Origin of the sequence: Streptomyces colwelliae (assembly GCF_048158785.1) — a bacterium.
Taxonomy (GTDB): Bacteria; Actinomycetota; Actinomycetes; order Streptomycetales; family Streptomycetaceae; genus Streptomyces.
Genome location: NZ_JBLTJC010000002.1, coordinates 78,288 through 100,175 on the forward strand (window position 1 = coordinate 78,288; position 21,888 = coordinate 100,175).

At 70.3% G+C, this 21,888-nt stretch carries 22 protein-coding genes and 1 pseudogene; 12 read left to right on the top strand and 11 right to left on the bottom strand.

Features of this window, described 5'->3' with window-relative positions:
- The first annotated feature begins 164 nt into the window (after positions 1–164).
- Positions 165–590 carry a nuclear transport factor 2 family protein gene (locus tag ACNFOC_RS00890; protein WP_416955531.1) on the top strand — a complete coding sequence of 142 codons (426 nt, stop codon included), beginning with the start codon at positions 165–167 and terminating at the stop codon, positions 588–590.
- A gap of 89 nt (positions 591–679) precedes the next feature.
- On the opposite strand, the gene ACNFOC_RS00895 is transcribed toward ACNFOC_RS00890, so the two are convergent.
- The 4 genes from ACNFOC_RS00895 to ACNFOC_RS00910 form a co-directional block, all read right to left on the bottom strand.
- Positions 680–1,723, bottom strand: coding sequence for a glycoside hydrolase family 5 protein (locus ACNFOC_RS00895; RefSeq protein WP_416955533.1), 1,044 nt, complete (start codon positions 1,721–1,723; stop codon positions 680–682).
- A 371-nt stretch (positions 1,724–2,094) separates the two neighbouring features.
- Positions 2,095–2,922 (bottom strand): SAM-dependent methyltransferase, encoded by an 828-nt coding sequence (locus tag ACNFOC_RS00900; protein WP_416955535.1) that lies wholly within the window; start codon positions 2,920–2,922, stop codon positions 2,095–2,097.
- Positions 2,923–3,006: 84 nt separating this feature from the next.
- Complete coding sequence (locus ACNFOC_RS00905; RefSeq protein WP_019056840.1) at positions 3,007–3,258, bottom strand: DUF397 domain-containing protein; 252 nt, start codon at positions 3,256–3,258, stop codon at positions 3,007–3,009.
- Complete coding sequence (locus tag ACNFOC_RS00910) at positions 3,255–4,127, bottom strand: Sco1979 family transcriptional regulator (protein ID WP_416955537.1); 873 nt, start codon at positions 4,125–4,127, stop codon at positions 3,255–3,257. Before ACNFOC_RS00910 ends, ACNFOC_RS00905 begins: the two co-directional genes overlap by 4 nt.
- A 240-nt stretch (positions 4,128–4,367) precedes the next feature.
- On the opposite strand from ACNFOC_RS00910, the gene ACNFOC_RS00915 reads away from it, so the two are divergent.
- Positions 4,368–4,814: an ATP-binding protein gene (locus tag ACNFOC_RS00915; protein ID WP_416955539.1), complete on the top strand. Its 447-nt coding sequence runs from the start codon at positions 4,368–4,370 to the stop codon at positions 4,812–4,814.
- 40 nt (positions 4,815–4,854) lie between these two features.
- Here ACNFOC_RS00915 and ACNFOC_RS00920 read toward each other — a convergent pair whose 3' ends face one another.
- Positions 4,855–6,141 (bottom strand): PP2C family protein-serine/threonine phosphatase, encoded by a 1,287-nt coding sequence (locus ACNFOC_RS00920; protein ID WP_416955540.1) that lies wholly within the window; start codon positions 6,139–6,141, stop codon positions 4,855–4,857.
- A gap of 204 nt (positions 6,142–6,345) precedes the next feature.
- Between ACNFOC_RS00920 and ACNFOC_RS00925 the strand changes: the two genes are divergently transcribed.
- From ACNFOC_RS00925 to ACNFOC_RS00940, 4 genes are all read left to right on the top strand, one after another.
- Positions 6,346–7,158 (top strand): SAM-dependent methyltransferase, encoded by an 813-nt coding sequence (locus ACNFOC_RS00925; protein WP_416955542.1) that lies wholly within the window; start codon positions 6,346–6,348, stop codon positions 7,156–7,158.
- A 153-nt stretch (positions 7,159–7,311) separates the two neighbouring features.
- Complete coding sequence (locus tag ACNFOC_RS00930) at positions 7,312–8,190, top strand: RNA polymerase sigma factor SigF (RefSeq protein WP_416955544.1); 879 nt, start codon at positions 7,312–7,314, stop codon at positions 8,188–8,190.
- 142 nt (positions 8,191–8,332) lie between these two features.
- Positions 8,333–8,911 carry a hypothetical protein gene (locus tag ACNFOC_RS00935; RefSeq protein WP_416955546.1) on the top strand — a complete coding sequence of 193 codons (579 nt, stop codon included), beginning with the start codon at positions 8,333–8,335 and terminating at the stop codon, positions 8,909–8,911.
- Positions 8,912–9,081: 170 nt separating this feature from the next.
- The gene (locus ACNFOC_RS00940; RefSeq protein ID WP_416955548.1) at positions 9,082–9,735 is read left to right on the top strand and encodes a TetR family transcriptional regulator; all 654 of its coding nucleotides are present in this window, start codon (positions 9,082–9,084) and stop codon (positions 9,733–9,735) included.
- Positions 9,736–9,738: 3 nt separating this feature from the next.
- Here ACNFOC_RS00940 and ACNFOC_RS00945 read toward each other — a convergent pair whose 3' ends face one another.
- Complete coding sequence (locus tag ACNFOC_RS00945; RefSeq protein WP_416955550.1) at positions 9,739–10,572, bottom strand: LmeA family phospholipid-binding protein; 834 nt, start codon at positions 10,570–10,572, stop codon at positions 9,739–9,741.
- A gap of 49 nt (positions 10,573–10,621) precedes the next feature.
- Positions 10,622–11,152 carry a TetR/AcrR family transcriptional regulator gene (locus ACNFOC_RS00950; RefSeq protein WP_416955552.1) on the bottom strand — a complete coding sequence of 177 codons (531 nt, stop codon included), beginning with the start codon at positions 11,150–11,152 and terminating at the stop codon, positions 10,622–10,624.
- 107 nt (positions 11,153–11,259) lie between these two features.
- Between ACNFOC_RS00950 and ACNFOC_RS00955 the strand changes: the two genes are divergently transcribed.
- From ACNFOC_RS00955 to ACNFOC_RS00965, 3 genes and pseudogenes are all read left to right on the top strand, one after another.
- Positions 11,260–12,879, top strand: a complete 1,620-nt coding sequence (locus ACNFOC_RS00955) for an MFS transporter (RefSeq protein ID WP_416955554.1) — start codon at positions 11,260–11,262, stop codon at positions 12,877–12,879.
- A 341-nt stretch (positions 12,880–13,220) separates the two neighbouring features.
- Positions 13,221–13,667, top strand: a pseudogene (locus ACNFOC_RS00960) (VOC family protein); the annotation flags it as partial.
- 31 nt (positions 13,668–13,698) lie between these two features.
- The gene (locus ACNFOC_RS00965) at positions 13,699–14,745 is read left to right on the top strand and encodes a lysylphosphatidylglycerol synthase transmembrane domain-containing protein (RefSeq protein ID WP_416955556.1); all 1,047 of its coding nucleotides are present in this window, start codon (positions 13,699–13,701) and stop codon (positions 14,743–14,745) included.
- A gap of 23 nt (positions 14,746–14,768) precedes the next feature.
- Here the strand turns inward: ACNFOC_RS00965 and ACNFOC_RS00970 are convergent, their stop codons facing one another.
- Positions 14,769–15,554, bottom strand: a complete 786-nt coding sequence (locus tag ACNFOC_RS00970) for an SDR family NAD(P)-dependent oxidoreductase (RefSeq protein WP_416955558.1) — start codon at positions 15,552–15,554, stop codon at positions 14,769–14,771.
- A gap of 87 nt (positions 15,555–15,641) precedes the next feature.
- On the opposite strand from ACNFOC_RS00970, the gene ACNFOC_RS00975 reads away from it, so the two are divergent.
- Positions 15,642–16,493 carry a helix-turn-helix transcriptional regulator gene (locus ACNFOC_RS00975; RefSeq protein ID WP_416955560.1) on the top strand — a complete coding sequence of 284 codons (852 nt, stop codon included), beginning with the start codon at positions 15,642–15,644 and terminating at the stop codon, positions 16,491–16,493.
- Positions 16,494–16,499: 6 nt separating this feature from the next.
- On the opposite strand, the gene dmpG is transcribed toward ACNFOC_RS00975, so the two are convergent.
- The 3 genes from dmpG to mhpD are packed head-to-tail and all read right to left on the bottom strand — an operon-like array spanning position 16,500 to position 19,296.
- Positions 16,500–17,516 (bottom strand): 4-hydroxy-2-oxovalerate aldolase, encoded by a 1,017-nt coding sequence (dmpG, locus tag ACNFOC_RS00980; protein WP_416955562.1) that lies wholly within the window; start codon positions 17,514–17,516, stop codon positions 16,500–16,502.
- A complete protein-coding gene (locus tag ACNFOC_RS00985) occupies positions 17,513–18,448 on the bottom strand; it encodes an acetaldehyde dehydrogenase (acetylating) (protein ID WP_416955564.1) in 936 nt (311 codons plus the stop codon). Before ACNFOC_RS00985 ends, dmpG begins: the two co-directional genes overlap by 4 nt.
- Positions 18,445–19,296, bottom strand: coding sequence for a 2-keto-4-pentenoate hydratase (gene mhpD, locus ACNFOC_RS00990; protein ID WP_416955566.1), 852 nt, complete (start codon positions 19,294–19,296; stop codon positions 18,445–18,447). Before mhpD ends, ACNFOC_RS00985 begins: the two co-directional genes overlap by 4 nt.
- Positions 19,297–19,402: 106 nt before the next feature.
- On the opposite strand from mhpD, the gene ACNFOC_RS00995 reads away from it, so the two are divergent.
- Both ACNFOC_RS00995 and ACNFOC_RS01000 read left to right on the top strand, forming a co-directional pair.
- A complete protein-coding gene (locus ACNFOC_RS00995; RefSeq protein WP_416955574.1) occupies positions 19,403–20,152 on the top strand; it encodes an IclR family transcriptional regulator in 750 nt (249 codons plus the stop codon).
- 107 nt (positions 20,153–20,259) lie between these two features.
- Positions 20,260–21,888: hypothetical protein (locus tag ACNFOC_RS01000; RefSeq protein WP_416955576.1), on the top strand; the 1,629-nt coding region annotated here is incomplete at its 3' end.

The following is a 21,888-nucleotide window of genomic DNA, read 5'->3' on the forward strand; positions in this document are numbered from 1 at the left end:
CTCCTGGGACGCATGCTCTTGTTCAGTGACCAACACGACAAGTGAACTTGGTCAGCGACCAAGATGTCAACTCCGGGCGGTTCCCTTGTGCGGTGACCAAGCGGTGCGCTACGGTCTTGGTCGGCGACCAAGGTGTTTTGGGTGCGAAAGGATCATTCCGAGCAATGAACGCGACTGTGCGCCATCGGGATTTCTTCCACGGCATGTTCACGTGGATATCCGGTCTGAGCGACGCCGGAAATCACGGCACCCTCGACGAGATTCACCGATTCTGGGCGGCCGACGGCCGCATCATCACCTGCGGTCAGGTCAAGGCGGCCGGCATCGAGGAGCTGCGGAAGCACTTCGGGATCTATCCCCAGCAATACGAAGAGGTGGAGATCCGGGAGCCGTTCCACACCTATCTGGAGTCGGGAGACGACGTCGTCATCGAATACGACATCCTGATCCGCGGGCGACGTCATGAAGGTGCCGCGGACGACGGAGACACCGGGCGGCAGGAATTCCGTGTGATGGCGATCTTCTCCGTCACCGACGGCAGGATCTCGGAAATGCGTCAGGTGCCCGGCGTCAGGGCTGGAGACGCCTGACCGTCGCCGTGGCCAGTGCCCAACGCACGCTGATCCGTGCCCCCGTCGCACGGGGGACACGGATCAGGGCAGCGGATCAGGGCGCGGGTTCAGGACTTCACGGGCTTGCCGCGGCCCCAGGCCCAGGCCAGGCGGTCGGCGCCGGACTGGTTGGTGGTGACCAGCCAGGGGCGGGCCGCGTCGCCGATGAGCTTCTGGATCGAGTACGTGTCGTCGGTGCGCAGGCCGGGCCAGTAGACGGAGCCCATGCCGAGTTCGCGGAAGACGTCGGTGTCAGCCTGGATGAAGTTGACCGAGTTGTCCGCGGGAGTCGGCACGTTGTAGTTCAGGCCCGTGGTCATCGGGGCGCCGAACTCGTCGGCCACGGTGCGGTTCGCGCAGTCGCCGAGGCGCACCTTGAGGTCGCTCACCCACTGGTCGTAGGTGGCGTAGTCCTTCCAGAAGCCGTAGTGGTGCAGCGAGAGGTACGTGCCCTTCAGGCGCGGGTCGGCGCAGACCGTGGTGACGTGGTCGTTGTAGCCGGCGCCGCTGACGAAGACGCGGTTGCGCGGCACCTTGGAGTAGGTGTCCAGCCACTTGGCGGCGAGGTCGGCCCACTCGGCGTCGGTGTAGCCGTGCGGCTCGTTCATCGGCTCGAAGTAGACGCGCTGGTTGTGCTGGTACGCCTTGACCACGGTGTTCCACATGGGCCAGTACGTGGCGGGGTCGTCGATGAAGCCGTCCTTGTTGGCGCCCGTCCCCTCCCAGTACGAGACGATGACCTTGAACCCCTGCGCCGTCGCCGCGTCGATGACCCCGCGGTAGGACTTCCAGTAACTGCCGTTCACCGTGTACGGGTTGATGGGCAGCCGCACCGTGTTGGCACCGAGGTTGGCGCGGAACGCCGCGATCACCCGGGTCGCCTTCGCGTAGGTCTGGGCGTAGCTGTCGGAGAGCGACAGGCCGGACAGGACGACCGGGTCATCGGCGTAATTGTCGCGCGGATCGGCCCAGTTGACGCCCTTGAACTGGGACGTGTTCGTGCTCGGCGCGGCGGAGGCGGGGCTGCCGGCCAGCGTGGTGCCCATGGCCGCGGCGATCGCGACGGCCACGAAGGTGGCCCGCAGGCGGGTTCTGGCGGGGATGGTGCGCATCGACTTGCCCTTTCAGGAATGGCGACTCCGCGCATGGCGAGGCCTGCGCGCGGCTGAGCAGCCGTCGGAACAGATACCGGGCGGGACGGATGACGTCGGCTCGTCGTCCCGAGTCCCGGTGGGCTCGGTGGTGGTGGGGGAGTACGGGCACGGTGGGCCCTGCTCGCCGGGAGCCTCCTGTCCTCCCTCCTCCACCGGCCGCGACGCGGATGTTTACGTAAACATCCTGCGGCCGGAACGCCGACCGGATCTGTCGGCCGGGCCGGACCTGGAGATGTTTACGCAAACATGGCGGCGCCGGAATCGTGGCATCCGGCACCGCCGTCGTCAAGGTTTCCCGCACGTAACGTCGCCTGCGTCATGCGGCGGCTCTACGGCTTGATGCCCACCCCGGTCCAGAGGCTGACCTCGGCGTCGGTGGGCGGCTCCGTCGCGACGGCGTCCTCGTCGGCGGCATCGGGGCGCCAGCGGTGGCCGACGGCGATGCCGGGGTCGAGCAGTTCGAGCCCGGTGAAGAAGCGGGAGACGTCCTTCTGGGAGCGGAACTGCACCGGTGTCCCGGCATTGTTGTAGATCGAGGTCACCTTCTCCCAGGTGGTGGGGTCGAAGTCGGGCGTGCAGTGACTCACGGCCAGGGCGCTGCCCGAAGGGAGAACCGACAGCAGGCGGGCCACGAGCCCGTACGGGTCCTGGGCGTCGGTGACGAAGTGCAGGAGCGCGTTGAGGGACAGTGCTACCGGCTTGCCGAGATCGAGGATCTCGGCCAGTTGGGGCGCGTTGAGCAGCGTCTCGGGGTCGTTGACGTCCGCCTGGACGTACGTGGTGCGGCCCTGCTGGGTGCTGCGCATCAGACGCTCGGCGTACTTGAGGACCAGGGGGTCGTTGTCGGCGTAGACCACCCGGGCCTCGGGCACCACGGACTGGGCGACCTGGTGCAGGTTCGGCTCGGTGGGGATGCCGGTGCCGATGTCGAGCCACTGGCGGATGCCGTGCTCCCGGGCTAGGACGCGGGTGGCCCGGTGCATGAACGCGCGGTTCTCGCGGGCGCAGACGAAGATGGCGGGGTAGGCCGCCGCGACCGTCTCCGCCGCCTGCTTGTCGATCTCGAAGTGGTCCTTGCCGCCCAGGTAGTAGTCGTACATGCGGGCGGAGTGCGGCCTGCTGGTGTCGATGTCCCGCGCGGCGTGGGCGTTGGTCATGCTCTCCCTCTCAAGTGGTGTGCATCGGCGTCTCGGGCAGGTCGCAGCCGGGCCGGCTCCAATTCCCCACGCCCGTGGTCTGGTTCAGCCGGCCATCAGATGGTCGGCCAGGCCCCGCTTGACTCCCGCGACGAACGCGGCCATCTCCTGGGGTGTGTAGATCAAAGCGGGTCCGGCGGGATCGGTCGACTGGCGCAACGCGATGCGTCCGTCGGCCAGTTGCTTGGTCTCCACGCACTGACCTCCGTTGGGACCGCTCCAGGGGCACTCCCAGCCCTGCTCGCCGAGGTTCGACGCGGGCATCCCGTTGTAGACCTTGCCGTCCGTGGTGGTCATGAGTACTCCTTGCGCATGCGGTTCAAGAGCGCCTTGCTGTCCGCGGACGAGGTCAGCAGCGACATCCTGTTGTGCGCCTCCAAATGGGCCACGACATCGGACCGTTGGTCCAAGTACATGGAGGCGGAGAGGATCTCGCTGTAGACGACGTCGGGCAGCTCCGGTTCCTCGAACCGGAAATAGGTGAAGGGTGCGCACGCCCCGACATGGGCACCCGCCGAGAACGGGACGATGTCAACACTGACGTGGTCCAGTTCCGAGACCTCGAGGAGCCGGTCTATCTGGTCCCGCATGACCGCGGGAGTGCCCACCACCCGGTGGAGCACGGCTTCTTCCAGCACCGCCCACAGCGTGGGCGCGTCCGGCTTCTCCAGCAGACTCTGGCGGCGCAGACGTAACTGCACCCGCCGTTCAAGGTCTTCGTCGTTGTCGTTCGGGAAGCCACCGCTCAGCACGCCTCGCGCGTAGTCGTACGTCTGAAGGAGTCCCGTGACGTAGTGCGGCTCATAGGTACGGAGGGTCTTGGCGCCGGTCTCCAGGCTCACATAGGCGGTGAACCAGCCTGGCAGCACATCGCGGTAGGCGTGCCACCAGCCGGGCTCGTTGGCGCGGTCGGCGAGGGCGACGAACTCCTCGATCTCCTGGCGGTCGGCGCCGTAGGTCTCCAGCAGCTTCTCGACGTAGAGCGGCTTGAGGCCGACCTCGGCCTTCTCCAGCCGGCGGATGGTCAGGGACGTCACCCGCAGGGCCTTGGCGGCGTTCTCCAGGGACACGCCCGCACCCTGTCGCCGATCCTGAAGCCTTCGGCCGAGGATCATGCGCAGAACCGTGGGTGCACCCGCGCCGGTGCTCGACCGAGCTTCGCTCACGCCCAACCTCCTGAGGGACTGTCACCGGCATTAGTCTGACAGCGACTTGCTGTTGTCGCCAGACAGAAACCGACGTTCTGAAATTATCAGGGAGTCGGTTGCAGGTTGAACTGAGCTATGGGCATAGTTACTTGTGTGAGCGATCTAGGCCTCGCGCCGGAACTCCCCAAGTCCGGTTGGCCGGTTGCTGATGCTGTGCGTCTCCCGCCTGCGCCCGCCCCCGATGGAAGGCGAACCACCGTGTCCCCCCACACGACTCCCTCCCCGCAGCTTTTAGACGTCACCAGTCCGGATCTGTCGCACTGGCTGGAACTTCCGGCGCACCGCTCCGGCGTCCGGACCGCCCGGCATGCCATGGGCGCGCAACTCGCCAAGTGGCAGCTGCCCGAAGGCGTGCGCGACGACGCGGTGCTGCTCATCTCCGAGTTGGCCACCAACGGGGTGTGCCACACCCCCAGCGCGAGACTCCTGTGCGGTGTCGGCCTCGTCACCGACCGTAGTCTGCGCATCGAGGTCCACGACCACGACTACACCGGCGGCAGTCTCTCCCGCTGCGAACCGTGCGCCGACGACGAGAGCGGGCGCGGACTGTTCATCGTGCAGGCCATCGCGGACACTTGGGGGGTCGACAGATCCGCGCTCACCGGCGGGAAAGCCGTGTGGGCCACACTGTCCACCGGCTACTGACGCCGGACACTTGGAGGGGGCGAGGACGCCCGCGGCCTGTTCAGGTGGTCGCGGGCGTCAACTCGGCCAGCAGCAGCGTGCGGTCGTCCGCCCCGGGAGTCGCGGACGGGGCACGCAGCAGCCGCTCGCACAGCGAGGGGAACCCCTCCGGTCCGCCGGCCGGCGTGGGCTCCGCGGCGGCCGTGTCGAGGGCCCGGGCCAGCGAGGCGATCTCCTGGTCGATGTCGGCGTGCCGCGACTCGACCAGTCCGTCGCTGTAGAGCAGGAGCAGCGCCGGTTCGTCGATGGTCAGCACCGTGGCCTCGTAGTTGCCCGTGCCGAGCCCCAGCGGCAGTCCCGCGCTGGCGAGCGTGACCGGCAGGGCCGGTCCGTGCGGGCCGCGCAGCAGTGGGGGCGGATGACCGGCGCCGACCAGGGTGCAGGAGTGCGCCCGGGCGTCCCACTCGGCGTAGATGCAGGTCGCGAACGACGCGCCCGGGGTGTCGTAGGCCAACTCGTCGATCCGGCGCATGAGTTCGGCCGGTTCCATGTCGAGCCGGGCCAGGGTGCGCACGGCCGTACGCAGCTGGATCATGGCTACGGCGGATTCGGGGCCGTGGCCCATCGCGTCACCGACGACCAGGCCGACCCGGCCGCCGGGGCGTGGCAGGACGTCGAACCAGTCGCCGCCGATGATGTTGCCCTGGCCGGCCGGGAGATAGCCGTGCGCGATGCGGCAGCCGTGGAACGCCTGGGCCGGGTCCGGGAGCAGGCTGTTGCGGATGGCCAGCGCGGTGCGGCGCTCGCGTTCGTAGCGGCGCGCGTTGTCCAGGGCCACGCTCGCCCGGGCCGCCAGCGACTCCACGGCCACGGCCTCGCCGGGCAGGAACGGGTCCCGGTCCGGGCCGCGCGTGCAGGCGACGAACCCGACGGTGGCGCCCCGCAGTTGGAGCGGCACGACGAGGAACGACGCCGTCCTCAGCAGGTCGTCTATGCGCTGCGCGTCGCCGCCGGCGGAGGCCAGCAGCCGCTCGGAGGTGTGCTTGTCCACTCCGTCGAGGACCTGCGAGTGCCCGCTGGCGAGAGCGCGTGCGTACGGGGTCTCCCGGGGGAAGACAACCACCTCGCCGACCGGCAGCACACCGTCCCAGCTCTCGGGTGCCTCCGTGCCCACCCGCACCGCCAGCCGACGCGCCTCGATCTGCGGCGGGTCCAGGGCCGGATACGCGTTCTCCTCGAGCACCCACCGCTCCAGCAGATACACCGACGCCGCGTCGCAGAACCCGGGCGTCAGCGCGTGCACGACGTGGCTGCCGGTCAGCCGCAGGTCGAGCTCCGAGCCGATCACGTCCGCGGCGGGGGCGAAGACCTGCCTGCGGCGTGGGGGCCCGGCAGGGGGTGCGTCACCGTGGTGACTGCGCGGTTCGTTCCGCAGAGTCGTGCCTTTCCGGGGTGGGGACCGGCCGCGTGGCGTGGGGCAAGCGGTCTGCCGTGTTTTCCTCGGCAACTATATGATGACGCGTCAAGCAACCTGGGGCGAAAGGGAGTTGTGGTGACGGACGGTGGAGGTCTGCCGCAGGGGATTGATCCTCACAAGGCGAGTGTCGCCCGAATGTACGACGCGATGCTGGGCGGTGAACACAATTTCGCCATAGACCGCGAGGCGTTGGCGGCGTTCACGGCGATCGACCCCCAGGTCCGCACCCTGGCCCGCGCCAACCGCGACTTCCTCGGCCGGGCCGTGCGCTTCCTGATCGACTCCGGTGTACGGCAGTTCATCGACCTCGGCTCGGGCATCCCCACCCAGGGCAACGTCCACGAGGTCGCGCAGGCCGCCAGCCCCGGAGCCCGCGTGGTCTACGTGGACAACGACCCGGTGGCCGTCGCCCACAGCACCTCCCTGCTCGCCGACAACCCGGACGCGGACATCGTCGACGGCGACATCCGCAGGCCGGCCGACGTCCTCTCCTCCCCGCAGGTACGGAAGTTGATCGACTTCGAGCAGCCCGTCGCCGTCCTGATGATCACGATCCTGCACTTCGTCACGCCCGCGGAGGACCCGGCCGGCATCGTCGCCAGGTTCCGCGACGCGTTGCCCGACGGCAGCTGGCTGGCCATGAGCCACGCCACCAACGAGGACCGCCCGGACACGGCGGCGGCCGTGGGCAAGTTGTACAGCGCCAGGGCCACTTCACCCGTCACCGCGCGTTCCCACGACGAGATCCTCGGCCTCTTCGACGGCTTCGACCTCGTCGCGCCGGGCCTGACCTACGTCCCCCTGTGGCGCCCGGACCCGGCGGACGAGATCCCCGAAAACCCGTCCGAGTACTGGGTATACGCGGGCGTCGGCTCCAAGAACGCGTAGACCGCGGGTACTTCGGAGAGTACTTGGGCGGGTACTTCGTCGAGGAAAACGAGGTGCGCGCCCCGGATTTGGCCGGATGAGGGGGAGTGAGTCGCGAGAAGCGGGGCAGGGGGCTCTTGTCGGCAGTTCCTTCGGACGAATGGGGTGGGCGTTATGGCAGCCGTGACGGCAGCGGAGGCACCGGCCACGGCAGGACGGCGGACCACGGTCGGGGAGACGCTCCCGATGATCGCCGAGCCGTCGAAGGTGAGCCCGAAGGACGCGCGTGAGCTGTCGCGCCAGTTCTTCGACCGGCTGACCTCGCTGGAAGAGGGCACCCACGAGTACCAGTACGTGCGCAACACCCTGATCGAGATGAACCTCTCCCTCGTGCGCTACGCGGCCGCGCGCTTCCGCAGCCGCAGCAACAACGAGATGGAGGACATCGTCCAGGTCGGCACGATCGGACTCATCAAGGCGATCGACCGGTTCGAGCTCTCGCGACAGGTGGAGTTCACGTCGTTCGCCGTCCCCTACATCGTCGGCGAGATCAAGCGCTTCTTCCGCGACACCAGTTGGGCCGTCCACGTGCCGCGCCGACTCCAGGAGGCCCGCGTCGAGCTGGCCAAGGCGACCGAGGAACTGCGGTCCCGCCTCGGTCGTACGCCGACCACGCGTGAGCTGTCCGAGCTGATGTGCCTGACCGAGGAAGAGGTCATCGAGGCCCGCAAGGCGTCCAACGGCTACACCTCCTCCTCGCTGGACGCCGCGCTCAGCACCGACGCGGGCGCCGAGGGCGAGACCGTGCTGGCCGACGTCATCGGCTCGGACGACCCGGGGCTCGAACTGGTCGACGACCTCAGCTCCTTGGCCCCCCTCATCGCCCAACTCGACGAGCGCGAGCGGAAGATCATCCACATGCGCTACGTCGAGGAGCGCACCCAGGCCGAGATCGGCGAGGAACTCGGCGTCTCCCAGATGCACGTGTCCCGGCTCATCAGCCGTATGCTCCGCCGTCTCCGCGCGGGGCTGCTCGATCCCGCGGTCGCCTGACGGGCCGTTCCGGCCCAACAATCCGGCCTGTTGGGTGATTTCACCCTCCCCGGATGTCCGTTCTGCGGCACTCTCGTACTGTGGCCGGGTCGGCACCTCAGGTGCCCGCCCGGCCGTCGCGGGGTTGCCGGAAGGGGGAGTTGTGGCGTGGCGGAGTGAGGAGTTCGGGGAGTCCCACGAGGGCATCGTGGGGGCGGTCCTCGCCGACGGCAGTGAGCCGAAGTCCGTGTATCTGGATGTGGGCAGCGGCAGTTGTGGGTTCGAGACCCGTGAGTGGTGGGCCTACAACGGCTGGATGGGCCGGCCGAAGGCAGCCGGCTGGCGGGCCTCCTGCGCGTGCGGCTGGCGCGGGGACAACCATCCCATCGACTGGGACCAGGTGGAGGACCACGACCTCGACGACCTGGACACCTCCGACGCGTACGACGACTGGTGGGAACACATCCACGCGGTCGAGCGCCGGACGGTCCCGTTGCCGGAGGAACTCTCCGAGCTGATGGAGCAGTTGGAGGAACGGCTCGACGCGCTCTCGGACACGGCGCCGGTGGCCGCGCTGAAGGCGGTGGCCATCCTGGAACGCATGGCCGCCCGGGTCGGCAAGGAAGCGGCGTACGGGGCGCAGGCCGACGATGTGCCGGGCGAGGCGCTCGGCAAGGCGCTCGGGCTGAGCGTGGACAGGGCCCGGTCCCGGCTCGACCGCTACCTGCGCGCCTACCACTGACGGACGGCGGGCGGCGGCCGCGTCCTCGGTACGTGTCCCGGGCCGGGGGCGGCGGGGAGGCAGAGGGCCGCCCGTGGCGCCGGGACGCCGTCGAGCCGGGGGGGCGCGTGCCAGACTGGACGTACCGCTCGCCCCCGCTCCGTAGTCCCCGCACTTCACCGAGGTTGTCCGTGACCAAGCCCCCGGCCCGTGTCCCCCAGCGCAGCAACGCGCGCTCCAACCGGGAACGCATCCTGGCCACGGCCCGCCGGGAACTCGGCCTGAACCCGGACATCACCCTGGAAGAACTCGCCCGCGCGTCCGGTGTCGTACGGCGCACGCTGTTCGGGCACTTCCCCGGCCGGGAGGCGCTGCTGGAGGCGTTGGCCGAGGAGGCGTCGGAGGCCCTGCGGGACGCGCTGCCCGCCGACCCGGCACCGTCCGACGCGGTGGCGGAGCCGGCCGAGCGGTCGTTCGCGCGCTTCGTCCTGTCGATGTGGACCGTGGGGGACCGCTACCGGCTCCTCCTGGCGCTGGCCCGCCGTGACCTGGGCCAGGAGCGCGTCACCGAGATCCTGGCACCGGCCCGCCGCGCGGCCGCCACCATCCTGGACCGCGGACAGCGCGACGGCGTGTTCCACACCCAACTGCCGCCCGCCGTGCTGAGCGCCGGGCTGGAAGCCCTGACGATCGCCCTGCTCGAAGAGGTCAACTCCGGGGAACTGGAGGACGACGGGAACCGCGCCGCGGTCGCCGCGCTCATCGCGGCCGGTGTGCCGGAGAAGCAGGCACGTGTCGTGGTGGACGAGGTCGCGTCGGCGGACGAGACTGCCGCGCACGACTGAGCCTCACGCGTTCCCGTACGACGAGTCTCCCCGCAACGAGTCCCGCACTGAATCCCGCACAGGATCGTCCCGCGAGCCGTCGTCTGACCGGAAGGTGACCGACTCGCCCGACAGCCGGGCGATCAGCCCGCCCTCCGTCGTGGTGACCGAGCGCAGACGCAGGCCCTGAGGGATGTTCCGCAGCTGGATCGGCCGCTCGAAGACCCTGCTGAGCGCCACTCGGCCCACTTCGGGCAGCAAACCGCCCGTGACCTGGAAGTCCTTGAAGGCGATGCGGTTGCCGGAGAGCACCGAGACGGTCGCCGCCACCGTGATGTCGTCGCCGGTGGGCAGGAGGACGCTCGCGCGGACCCGGTCGGGACGGGAGCCCCGGGAGATCTCCAGCCCGAGGGCGTCGGACAGGTCCGGGTAGGACAGCAGGGCGGTCGCCTCCGCCGAGCGGGCCAGCGCTTCCCTGTCGTCGTCGGACCTCTTCAACTCCTTCAGCTGGAGGGAGAGTTCGCTCACCGGCAGCGGGCCGGTGGTGTCGCTCGCCGGTATGTCGTGCGCGGTGATGTCCACGTGCCGCAGGGTGCCGGCGGCCAACTGCGTCAGGACAGGGAAGCCCCGCACGTGGACCTCCGGTGCGGAGGGAGTGTGCATGCCCTCCTGGAACGCCTCGGCCGTACGGGACTCCACCCGCGCCGTCGCGTAGCGGTCGACGCCGACGGGGACGAGGAGCAGTGCGAGCAGCGCGCCGACGGCGATGACGACCGGACGCCGGTTCCTCCGGGGCGGGCGCGGGTCACCGGGCTCGTACGCGGGGAACGTGGTGTCGGCGTGGTCGTACGGGTGCATGGGTCTCCTTCGACGGGATGCAGCGGGATTCGACGGGATTCGACGGGATTCAACGGTTCGGTCGCAGGCGGTGGACCGTGGTGGCCGCGAGGTAGGGTCCGACGCCCGCGGCGATGAGAGCCGCGGTGGCGGCGGCAGTGCCGTCGTCGGTCCAGAGGCCGGAGTTGACGCTCTCCAGCAGCGCCAGCAGGTGTGCCTCCAGGGCTCTTCTGAGCGGGCCCGGCGGGACGGCGATGTGGAAGACGCCCTGCCGCCGGCCGTGGGCGAGGATCCCGGCGACCGCGTCACGGGCCGGGCCGAGGAGCGCGTCGACCCCGCCGGGGCCCAGGTCGTGGTGGGCGAGCCCGATGAGCGTGCGGTAGCGGTCGCCGACCGGGCAGAGCGTGAGGGGGAGGTGGGCGAGGGCGGTCACGGCGTCCGGCGTCGGGGCGCGGGCGGTGGCGCTCGCCCGCCGTACCGCCTCCCCGGCGTCCGCGATGTCACCGAGGCTGCAGTCGGGGTCACGGCCCAGTTCCCGCCGGGCCGCTTCCAGGATGCGGGCGCGGGTGGCGCGCGCCTTGGCGCTGCTGCGGCCGGTCACGTCGACTCCTCCTGATGGGGCTGATCCGTCCCGGCATAGTTGCACATCGATGGGCAACGAAATAGTCTGCACATCAGTGAGCAATTAATGCCGTCCAGGAGTCTCCGATGCCGCTCTTCGTCACCACACCCGTCGACAAGACGACCGGGCCGTACGCACGGCGCTGGTCCGCCCTGATCGTGCTCTGTCTGAGCCTGCTGATCGTGGTCATGGCGAACACCTCGCTGATCGTGGCCGCCCCCGACATGACCACCGACCTGGGCCTGAGCAGCAGTGATCTGCAGTGGGTCGTCGACGGCTACACCGTCCCGTATGCCGCGCTGATGCTCGTGCTGGGCGCGATCGGCGACAAGTACAGCCGTCGCGGCGCGCTCGTCACCGGCCTGGTGATCTTCGCCGGCGGATCGGTGACGGGCAGCCTGGTCCACGAGACCGGACTGGTCATCGCGGCCCGCGCGACCATGGGTGTGGGCGCCGCGGTGGTCATGCCGGCCACGCTGTCCCTGCTGGTCGCGATCTTCCCGAGGCACGAGCGGGCGCGGGCCATCACGGCCTGGAGCGCGACCTCGGGTCTCGCCATCGCCGTGGGCCCGCTGGTCGCGGGCTGGCTGCTGGCGGACCACGCCTGGGGCTCCACGTTCCTGATCAACGTGCCCATCGCCCTCGTCGCGATCGTCGGCGCCCTCGTCCTCGTACCGCCGTCCAAGGCGGACGCGATGGGCCGCATCGACTGCGTGGGCGGTCTGCTCTCGATCGTCTCGGTCGGCAGCCTCGTCTACGCGATCATCGAGGGCCCGCACTTCGGCTGGGGCGCGGGTCCGGTCACCGCGGCCGTCGTCGCCGCCGTCGGCCTACCCGCCTTCGTGGCCTGGGAGTTGCGCCACCCGCACCCCATGCTCGACGTCCGCAAGTTCGCTCAGCGTCCCTTCAGCGGCTCGATGACGGCGGTGCTGTTCTTCTTCTTCGGCACCTTCGGCGCGATCTACTACGCCACGCAGTTCCTCCAATTCGTCCTCGGCTACGACGCGTTGGAGACGGGCGTACGACTGCTGCCGCTGGCCGGTGCCGTGTTCCTCGGCGCCGTGGTCACCGGGCGGCTGACGCCCAAGCTGGGCATGAAGCCGATGGTGGTGACCGGCATGGTGCTCGGCACCGTCGGCGTCCTCCTGCTCACCCAGGTCGACAAGGCCTCCACCTACGGCGACTTCCTGCCCACGATGATGCTGCTGGGCTTCGCGATCGGGCTGAGCGTCTCCCCGGCCACGGACACGATCATGGGCTCCTTCCCGGAGAACGAGCTCGGCGTCGGCGGCGGCGCCAACGACACCGCGCTGGAACTGGGCGGCTCCCTCGGCATCGCCATCCTGGGCTCGCTGCTGGGCACCACCTACCAGGACAAGCTGACCGACCTGGCCGGCGGACACCTCCCCGCCGCCGCGCTGGACACCGCCAAGGACTCGGTCGGCGGCGGCCTGGCGGTCGCCCAGCAGATCGCGAAGACACCCTCCGCCGGACCGCAGCAGGCGCAGGCCCTGGTCGACGCCGTGCACGAGGCCTTCGCCCACGGTGTCGCGCAGACCAGCCTCGTCGGCGGGATCATCATGGCCGCCGGCACGCTGATCGTCCTCGCGGTCCTGCCGGGCCGTCGCACCACGGGCACGCCCGAGCCGGAGCAGCCGCAGGCGACGGAGACCAGCCGCGACGAGGAGCACGCCGACTCCGTGTGAACTCCTCGACACTGACCGCCCGTTGACCAGCAGCTCGGAGACCAGGAAGCGAGCGGACATGTCCGCCCCGTACCGCGTCGACGTCCATCAGCACCTTCTCCCGCCCGCCTACCGGAAGTTGATGGACCGTCATGAGATGACGGCCGGCGGCCATACCCTGGCCGGACCACGACCGGCTGCGCTTCCGCTGTGACCCGGCCCGGCCCGCCGTGGACCGCCCGACACCGCTGGGCCATCACCGCTGGGAGTTCCCGATCCTCCCGGGCGACGACGAACGACGACTGACCAGCGACGACGCGGTGTGCGACCTGGTGTCCCGCTACGGGATCGGCGGGCACAACGTTCAAGTCCTGCGGGTCGACGAGCGCCACCACTCCGTCGCGATTGCCGGTGTGCGCGGGCTGCCCGTCGACCCGGTCCGCACCCGCGTCCAGCACCTCAACATCCAGGCGGCCGGGCTCGACGACCTCGCGCGGAGCTATCAGCGCGTGTGCGAACTCGGCTTCGACATGGCGCTGTCCGTCGGGCAGCACACCAACGACAAGGAACTGTCGTACTACGCCCGCAGCCCCTCGGGCTTCGAGTGGGAGGTCGGCTGGAACCCCGTCGTCGTCGACGAGGCGACCTGGGAGCCCGGCACCCACCAGGGCATCAGTATCTGGGGGCACACGCCGGTCGGTCGGACCATCGTGGATAAACTGGAACAGTTCCGCCTCGGCGCCCGCTCCCTCGTCCGCTCGGAGAACACCGTCCCCGCCCTGAGCGGTGCCGGGATCGCCGACGGCTGAAGCTCACTTCACGAAATCGACGGTCCTGCCTGTGCACGCTCCGGACACCACCGCCACCGAACCGGCCGACGCGGCCCCGCATCGCACCCGGCGCTGGCTGCGGCCGGTGGTGATCACGGTCCTGCTCGCGCTGTTCACCACCGAACTGGTGCTGGGCTGGCCCTCGTTGGCCGCCGCCCTGTCACAGCTGCGCGCACCCAGGCTGAACTGGTTCGCCGTCGCGCTCGTCGCCGAGGTGGCCGCCATGGGCTGCTACGCGCGCATGCAACGCCGACTGCTGCGGTCGGCCGGGGTGATCGTGCCGATCCAACGACACGTGGCCCTCGCCTACGCGGCCCACTCGCTGAGCGTCACCCTGCCCGGCGGTCCGGCCTTCTCCACCCACTTCAACTACCAGCAGATGCGCCGCTTCGGGGCCACGCCCGCCGTCGCCTCCTGGTGCATCGCGCTGTCCGGCCTGCTCTCCGCGGCGGCCCTCGCCGTCGTCACCGCGATCTCCGCGATCGCCTCCGACGGCAGCTTGCAGTGGCACAGCCTCGTCACCCTCGGCCTGGCCGTGCTCCTGCTCACCGTCGGCATCCGCCGCATCACCCGCCACCCGGAGAAGGTCGAACCGGCGACCCGCGCCGCGCTGGCCCGGGTCAACCGGCTGCGGCACCTTCCCGAGACCCAGGGCCTCGACCGCATCCGCGGCTTCGTCGAGCAGCTCCGCACCGCCCGGCTCGAACCCCGGCACGCCGTCGCCGCCGCGGTCTTCGCCGTCCTCAACTGGCTGCTGGACGCGGGCTGTCTGTGGCTGTGCTTCCACGCCATCAGCGACACGGAGATCAGCAGCGCCCAACTGCTGCTCGCCTTCTGCGCGGGCATGGCCGCCGGGACGCTCACGATCATCCCGGGCGGCCTCGGCCTCATCGACAGCGCGCTGATCCTCGGACTGGTCACGGGCGGCGTCGCGACCAGCACCGCGATCGCCACGGTCGTGCTCTACCGGATCATCAGCTTCGGGTTCATCATCGGCGTCGGCTGGATAACGTGGCTGGTCATCCGCCGCCACAATCGCCGGGAGCCCGCCCTCTAGCGGAACGCCGGGCCACCCGACCGTCAGGCCCGTGCGCCGCCGTCGACCCGCAGGACCGTGCCGGTCACGAAGGACGCGCGGTCGCTGAGCAGCCAGGCCGCCGCCTGGGCGATCTCGTGGGGGTCGGCCGCGCGGCGCAGCGGGGTGAGCGCCGTGAGGCGGTCCTGGAGGCCGGGGGAGTGGTCCTCCCAGGTGCGGACCATCTCGGTGAGGGTGTTGCCGGGGGCGATGGCGTTGACGCGGATGCCTTCCGGGCCGTAGGTGACGGCGGCCGACTCCGTGAGGCTGTTGACCGCGCGCTTCATCGCGCCGTAGACGGGCAGCTCGGGGTTGCCCATCAGGCTGCCGACGGAGGAGTTGTTGAGGATGGCGCCCGTTCCCGCCGTGGCCCGGATGGCGGCGACCTGGGCGACCATGGCGAGCCAGACGCCCTTGAGGTTCACGTCGTAGACATGGTCGAAGTCGCTCTCCGGCAACTCGTCCATGGGTCCGGGGCGTTGGAGCGTCGCGCCGTTGTTGAAGGCCACGTCGAGCCTGCCGTACAGGTCCACGGTCCGGTCGACGGCCGCGCGGACGCTTGTCGCGTCGGCCAGGTCGCACACCACGTGGTCCGCGGTGCCGCCGGCCTCCCGGATCTCTTCGGTGACCGTCTTCAGCTGGGCCTCCGTGCGGGCCGCGAGCAGGACCCGGGCGCCTTCGCGGGCGAACAGCCGTGCCGCCGCCGCGCCGATACCGCGACCGGCGCCGGTGACGAAGGCGACCTTGCCGGACAGCAGGCCGAGGGAGGGAGAAGCGGATGCGTTGGTCATGGCAGCGAGCCTGCGCCGGTCCGCAGGGCCGATCCAGGCACCGGCAGTACCTGGCTTGACCCGCCGCCGCGCGTCCACACTGGGGGAGTGGACCGACGAGAACTTGCCGACTTCCTGCGCAGCAGGCGTGAGCGGATCACCCCCGCCGATGTGGGGCTGCCCGCGGGACCGCGCCGCCGTACCCCGGGGCTGCGCCGGGAGGAGGCGGCGCAGCTGGCGTTCATCTCGACCGAGTACTACACACGGCTGGAGCAGGCCCGCGGCCCGCACCCGTCGCGCGAGGTACTGGCCGGGCTGGCCCGCGCCCTGCGCCTGACGGACGCCGAGCGCGACCACCTCCACCACCTCGCGGGCGTACCGCCGGGCCCACCGCCCGGACCCTCGCGCGAGGTGCGGCAGAGCATCCTCGACCTGCTGCACCGGCTGCCGCAGGCCGCCGCGATCGTGGTCTCCGCGACGCACGAGGTGATCGCCTGGAACGACCTGGCCGCCGCCCTCATGGAGGACTTCTCGGCCGTGCCGCGACGCGACCGCAACCTGGTGCGGCGCGTCTTCCTCGGCCCGCACCCGGAGGGACGACGGCTGTACGGGGTCTCGGACGCGGACGAGTTCGCGCGCCGCGCGGCCCAGGACCTGCGCGCCACCGCTGCCCGCTACCCCGACGACCCGGAGCTGACCGAGCTGGTGGACGAACTCCTCGCCGGGAGCGAGGAGTTCACCGAGCTGTGGGACTCCCACGACGTGGCCGCCGCGCCCACCTTCTGCAAGACCTTCCAGCACCCGCAGGTCGGTCCGGTCACCGTCAACTGCGACGTCCTCGACATCACCGACCGGGACCAGCGGGTCGTGATCTACACGGCCGCCCCCGGTTCACCGTCCGAGGGTGCCCTGCGGCTGCTGTCGGTGATCGGCACGCAGCGCATGGACATGACCCCCTGACGGGGATCAGTTCTCCGCACGCGCGACGAGGTCCAGCGCGATGTCGGTGATCATGTCCTCCTGGCCGCCGACCATCGCCCGGCGCCCGGCCTCGACCAGGATGCTCCGCGTGTCGAGGCCGTAGCGGGCGGCCGCGGTCTCGGCGTGTCGCAGGAAGCTGGAGTACACGCCCGCGTAGCCGAGGCTGAGGGTCTCGCGGTCCACCCGTACCTCGCGGTCCTGGAGCGGTCGTACGAGATCGTCGGCGGCGTCCATGAGGGGGAACAGGTCGCAGCCGTGCTTCCAGCCCATCAGGTCGGCGACCGCGACGAACGCCTCCAGCGGACAGTTGCCCGCGCCCGCGCCCTGGCCCGCGAGGGAGGCGTCGACGCGGATCGCGCCGCCCTCGACCGCGACGACCGTGTTGGCGACGCCGAGGGCGAGGTTGTGGTGGGCGTGGATGCCCAACTCGGTCTCCGGGGCCAGGATTTCGCGGTACGCGCGGAAACGGTCCCGGACCCCGTCCATCGTCAACCGGCCCCCGGAGTCGGTGACATAGACGCAGTGGGCGCCGTAGGACTCCATGAGCTTCGCCTGGCGGGCGAGTTCGGCGGGTTCGGCCATGTGGGACATCATCAGGAACCCGGCCACGTCCATGCCCAACTCCCGTGCGGCGGCGATGTGCTGGGCGGAGATGTCGGCCTCGGTGCAGTGCGTGGCGACCCGTACCGAGCGGATGCCCAGCGCGTGGGCCTGCTTGAGGTCGTGGACGGTTCCGATGCCGGGCAGCAACAGCGTTGTGGGGATCGCCTGTTGTACGACGTCGGTGACGGCCCCGATCCACTCCCAGTCGGTGTGGGCGCCGACGCCGTAGTTGATGCTGGAGCCGGCCAGCCCGTCGCCGTGGGCGATCTCGATGGCGGCCACACCCGCGCTGTCCAGGGCGGCGGCGATCGCGCGGGCCTGGTCGACGGTGTAGCGGTGCCGTACGGCGTGCATGCCGTCCCGCAGCGTGACGTCCTGGACGTAGAGGGACGGGGTCACCTGGCTGCCTCCTTGCGGGTGCGGGCGGCCATGCGCTCCGCGGTGCGCAGGGCGGCCGAGGTCATGATGTCGAGGTTCCCGGCGTAGGCGGGGAGGTAGTGGGCGGCGCCCTCGACCTCCAGGAACACCGACACCTTCAGCAGTTCGCCCGCGCCCGGCGCGAGGCTGCGCAGCGGGTCGTCGGCGGCCACCCTGTCGTACTGCACCTTCTGCTTGAGCCGATAGCCGGGCACGTAGGCCTGGACGCGGCCGACCATCTCCTCGACGGACGCCGTGACCGCCTCGGTCGCGCAGTCGGAGACCAGGCAGTGCACGGTGTCCCGCATGATCAGCGGGGGTTCGGCCGGGTTGAGGACGATGATCGCCTTGCCGCGCGCCGCACCGCCGACCGCCTGGACGGCCTGGGAGGTGGTCTCGGTGAACTCGTCGATGTTCGCGCGGGTGCCAGGACCGGCCGAGCGCGAGGCGATGGACGCGACGATCTCGCCGTAGTGGACCGGGGAGACCGCGCCCACCGCGGCGACGATCGGGATCGTGGCCTGGCCGCCGCACGTGACCATGTTGACGTTCGGGGCGTCGAGGTGGGCGTCGCCGTTGACCGGCGGGACGACATACGGGCCGAGGGCGGCCGGGGTGAGGTCGACGAGGGTGCGGCCCAGGGGCCGTAGGACCTCCTCGTGGTGGCGGTGGGCGCCGGCCGAGGTCGCGTCGAAGACGATGTCGACGTCGGCGAACTCGCCCAGTTCCACCAGTCCTTCGACGCCCTCGTGGGTCGTGGCGACCTTCAGGCGGCGGGCGCGGGCCAGGCCGTCGGAGTCCGGGTCGATGCCGGCCAGCGCGGCGATCTCCAAGGTCTCCGAGAGGCGCAGGACCTTGATCAGGAGGTCGGTGCCTATGTTGCCGGAGCCGATGATGGCGACCTTCGTGGTCACTTTCCGTCCCCTTCCGAAGCTTCGGTGGCTTCCTTGGCGAAGCGGACCCGTACCGAGCCCAAGCCCGAGATGTGCGCCTCGAAGGCGTCTCCGGGAGCGGCCGGAGTCATCGGGCCCAGCGCGCCGGTCAGTACGAGGTCGCCCGCGCGCAGCGGGTCGCCCCGCTCGGCGAGGGCCGAGGCCAGCCAGACGGCGGCGGTCAGGGGGCTGCCGAGACAGTCGGCGCCGGTGCCCTCGGAGACGGTCTCGCCGCCGCGGCTCATGGTCATCGTGACCGTGCGCAGGTCCACGGCGGTCAGCGGTACGGGAGTGGCGCCCAGCACGTACAGACCGCAGGAGGCGTTGTCGGCGACGGTGTCGACGAGGGAGATATCCCAGTTCCGCACCCGGCTGTCGACGATCTCCAGCGCGGGCAGCGCGAAGTCCACCGCGCGCAGCACGTCGACGACCGTGCACTCGCGCTCCGGCAGATCCCGGCCGAGGACCAGCGCGACCTCGGCCTCCACCTTCGGCTGGAGCAGTCGTCCCACGGGCACCTCGCCGCCGTCCGGCACCGCCATGTCCGCGAACAACGCGCCGAAGTCCGGCTGATCCACGCCGAGTTGACGCTGCACTGCGGGGGAGGTCAGGCCGATCTTGCGGCCGACGACGCGGCGGCCGGCGTCCACACCGCGCCGGACGTTCAGCTGCTGCACGGCGTAGGCGGTCTCCAGATCGCCGCCGTCGAGCAGCTCACGCACAGGCGGACAGGCGATCCCGGTACGGGTGGCCTCCGCGAGCAGGTCGGCGGCCTTGACCACGACCGGTGGAACGGCGTCCGCGCGGGCGCCGTCGGGCACGGTGGGCACGGGTTACCTCCTGGGAGAGAGCGGTGCGGGTACCCCCTCGGTATAGACAGCATCCCCGCAAAGGGACAATGTTTGTTCCGTGACACGGAACAACGTGAGCGGCAGCATGCTGGAGAAAGCCGCTCTCATCCTCGACTGCTTCATCCCGGACGGCGGTCCGTACCGTCTGTCGGAACTTTCCGAGCACACCGGACTGCCCAAGCCCACCGTCCACCGGCTGGCCGCCGACCTCGTCCGGCTGGGCTGGCTGGAGCGCTCTGGGCCCCGCTATCTGCTCGGCGCGAAGCTGTTCGAGCTCGGCTCGCTGGTGCCGCACCGGCGCGATCTGCGGGAGACGGCGCTGCCGTTCCTCCAGGACCTGTTCGAGGCCACGCGCGAGACCATCCACCTCGGCGTCCGCGAGGGCATGGAGGTGGTCTACCTCGAACGCATCCACGGCCACGAGGCACTGCGGCTGCCCTCACGCATCGGCGGCAGCCTGCCCCTGACCTGCACGGCTGTCGGCAAGGCTCTACTGGCCTTCTCCGGCGCCGAGTTGACGGAGGAGGTGCTGTCCCGCCCGCTGCCGAGCCTCACCCCGCACTCGATCACCGACCCGGCCCGGCTGCGCATGGCCCTGGAGAAGATCCAGGTGTCCGGCCTCTCCTACGAGGAACAGGAGGCCGCGTTGGAGGTGAGCTGCATCGCGGCCCCGGTGTTCGCCGGTGACACCGCGGTCGCCGCCCTCTCGGTCGCCGTACCGCGCACCCGCTTCCGCCCCGCCCAACTCGCCCCGGCCGTAAGGACGGCAGCGCTCGGACTGTCCCGCGTGCTGCGCGGCGGAGGGACCATGAAAACCCCACTGTCCTGGCGGTGAACCCGACCGTACACTGACAAGTCACGGTAACGGGGGCGTTGTTGAACGGGGGGATAATCATGTCCGAGGATCAGTACGGGTCTGTCCAGGGGTTCGTCGTGCCACCGATGCCGGCGTCTCCACCACCCGCCCCGCCGGACGGACTCAGATCCGTGGCGGTCGGCCTCCTCAACCTCAGTGGTCTCGGGCTCGGTTACGCGCTGATGCGCCGCTGGCTGCTCATGGCCGCGTGCTGGGTCGCGACCATCGTGCTGCTGCTGGTGGCCCTGCCCGCCGACCCGGACGGCGTCTCGGGCACCGCCGTCACCCTGTACGTCGTGTTCCTCGTACTCGCCGCCGTCCACGGCGCGTTGGCCGGCCTGCGCACCCGCCTCGCCTGGCCCTCGCCCACGCCGGTCGCGGTCGTGCTGGGCCTGGTGCTGCTCGCCGTACCGGCCGGGGGAGTCGTCCTCTATGACAACGCCCGCGACGAGGCAACCCAGCAGATGCTCCTCGACCGGCTGGAGACGGCCGACCAACTCGTCGTGGATTCGGGGCGGTTGCCGTTCTCGACGGCCGAAGCGCACTACCGCCAGGCGCTGGGTGTGTACGACGACCTCAGCACCGCGCACTCCGGTTCGCGGGCGGCCGACCGGGTGCCCGACCGGCTGAAGACGTTCTACACGACGGTCGCCGGTGCCTACGCGCAGAAGAACTACTGTGACGCGATACCCCAGTTGAAGTATCTGCGGACCGTCCCCGGCACCATCTCGAAGAAGCAGCTGGGCACGCTGAGCACCTGGCCGGACGACCGGCTGGCCACCTCGCTGTACGAGTGCGGCTCCACCGGGCTGGCCGCCCAACGCGCGGACTGGTCGACGAGCTTCGGCGATCTGCTGGCCACGTTCCCGCAGTCGTCGCAGGCGGGTCAGGTCGAGCCTGCCGTCAAGTCCGCCGTCACGCAGGCGGTGAAGGGCGTGTCCGGCAGCCAACCGTGCACGGCCGTCGAGGGGTTGGCGAGTCTCTCCACCCAGATATCGAGCCTGCAAGGCGGACAGGCGGGTGCGACCGACGCGCTCGGCGCGGACGCCCAACGGGCCGGCAGCCAGGCCGACGCCGGCGCCTATCAGTGCGGTGTGTCGCAGTACAAGGACGGCGACTTCGACTCGGCGCTCACCACGATGAACGACTTCGTGAAGAAGAGCACGCACGACAAGAACCGGGCCCGGGCCAAGAAGATCGCGATCGCCGCCGAGGTGGCGCAGACGGTCCCGGCCGCGGGCAAGAAGCTGCCGACGACCGCGTCCGGCGGCAGCATCTCCGTCACCGTCATGAACGACAGCCCGGACGACATCACGGTCCTGTACACCGGGCCGGTGACCGGCAGCTTCACCCTCAAGGGCTGCGGGAGCTGCACGTCGTACTCCCTCACCACCACCCTGCTGAAGGGGTTCGAGCCGTGCAGTTCCGGCAAGAGCTACCCGCAGAAGACGATCAGTCTGCCGACCGGTACGACGTACTTCGTGCACCGGCCAGACAGTTCCAGCGCGACGCCGGCCTCGGACACGGCGAAGCTCAGGTCGGGCTACATCTACACGGGTTCGGCCACCTCACGGGCCACCTCGTCCGCGCAGCGCAGCAGTTCCGTCAAAGACCGTGCGTCGTACTCGGCGGTGATGACGACGAAGCGCAACCGGGCCGCAGGGTGCGATGCGCGAAGCTGGTGGAACGAAAAGATCTTCTTGAAGTTGTCTACC

What these genes read in the sequence shown, in the direction of transcription:
- ACNFOC_RS00895 (WP_416955533.1), bottom strand. Translation starts at nt 1,723, where the DNA reads ATGCGCACCATCCCCGCCAGAACCCGCCTGCGGGCCACCTTCGTGGCC.
- ACNFOC_RS00900 (WP_416955535.1), bottom strand. Translation starts at nt 2,922, where the DNA reads ATGACCAACGCCCACGCCGCGCGGGACATCGACACCAGCAGGCCGCAC.
- ACNFOC_RS00930 (WP_416955544.1), top strand. Translation starts at nt 7,312, where the DNA reads ATGGCAGCCGTGACGGCAGCGGAGGCACCGGCCACGGCAGGACGGCGG.
- ACNFOC_RS00890 (WP_416955531.1), top strand. Translation starts at nt 165, where the DNA reads ATGAACGCGACTGTGCGCCATCGGGATTTCTTCCACGGCATGTTCACG.
- ACNFOC_RS00995 (WP_416955574.1), top strand. Translation starts at nt 19,403, where the DNA reads ATGCTGGAGAAAGCCGCTCTCATCCTCGACTGCTTCATCCCGGACGGC.
- ACNFOC_RS00970 (WP_416955558.1), bottom strand. Translation starts at nt 15,554, where the DNA reads ATGACCAACGCATCCGCTTCTCCCTCCCTCGGCCTGCTGTCCGGCAAG.
- ACNFOC_RS00905 (WP_019056840.1), bottom strand. Translation starts at nt 3,258, where the DNA reads ATGACCACCACGGACGGCAAGGTCTACAACGGGATGCCCGCGTCGAAC.
- ACNFOC_RS00945 (WP_416955550.1), bottom strand. Translation starts at nt 10,572, where the DNA reads ATGCACCCGTACGACCACGCCGACACCACGTTCCCCGCGTACGAGCCC.
- ACNFOC_RS00955 (WP_416955554.1), top strand. Translation starts at nt 11,260, where the DNA reads ATGCCGCTCTTCGTCACCACACCCGTCGACAAGACGACCGGGCCGTAC.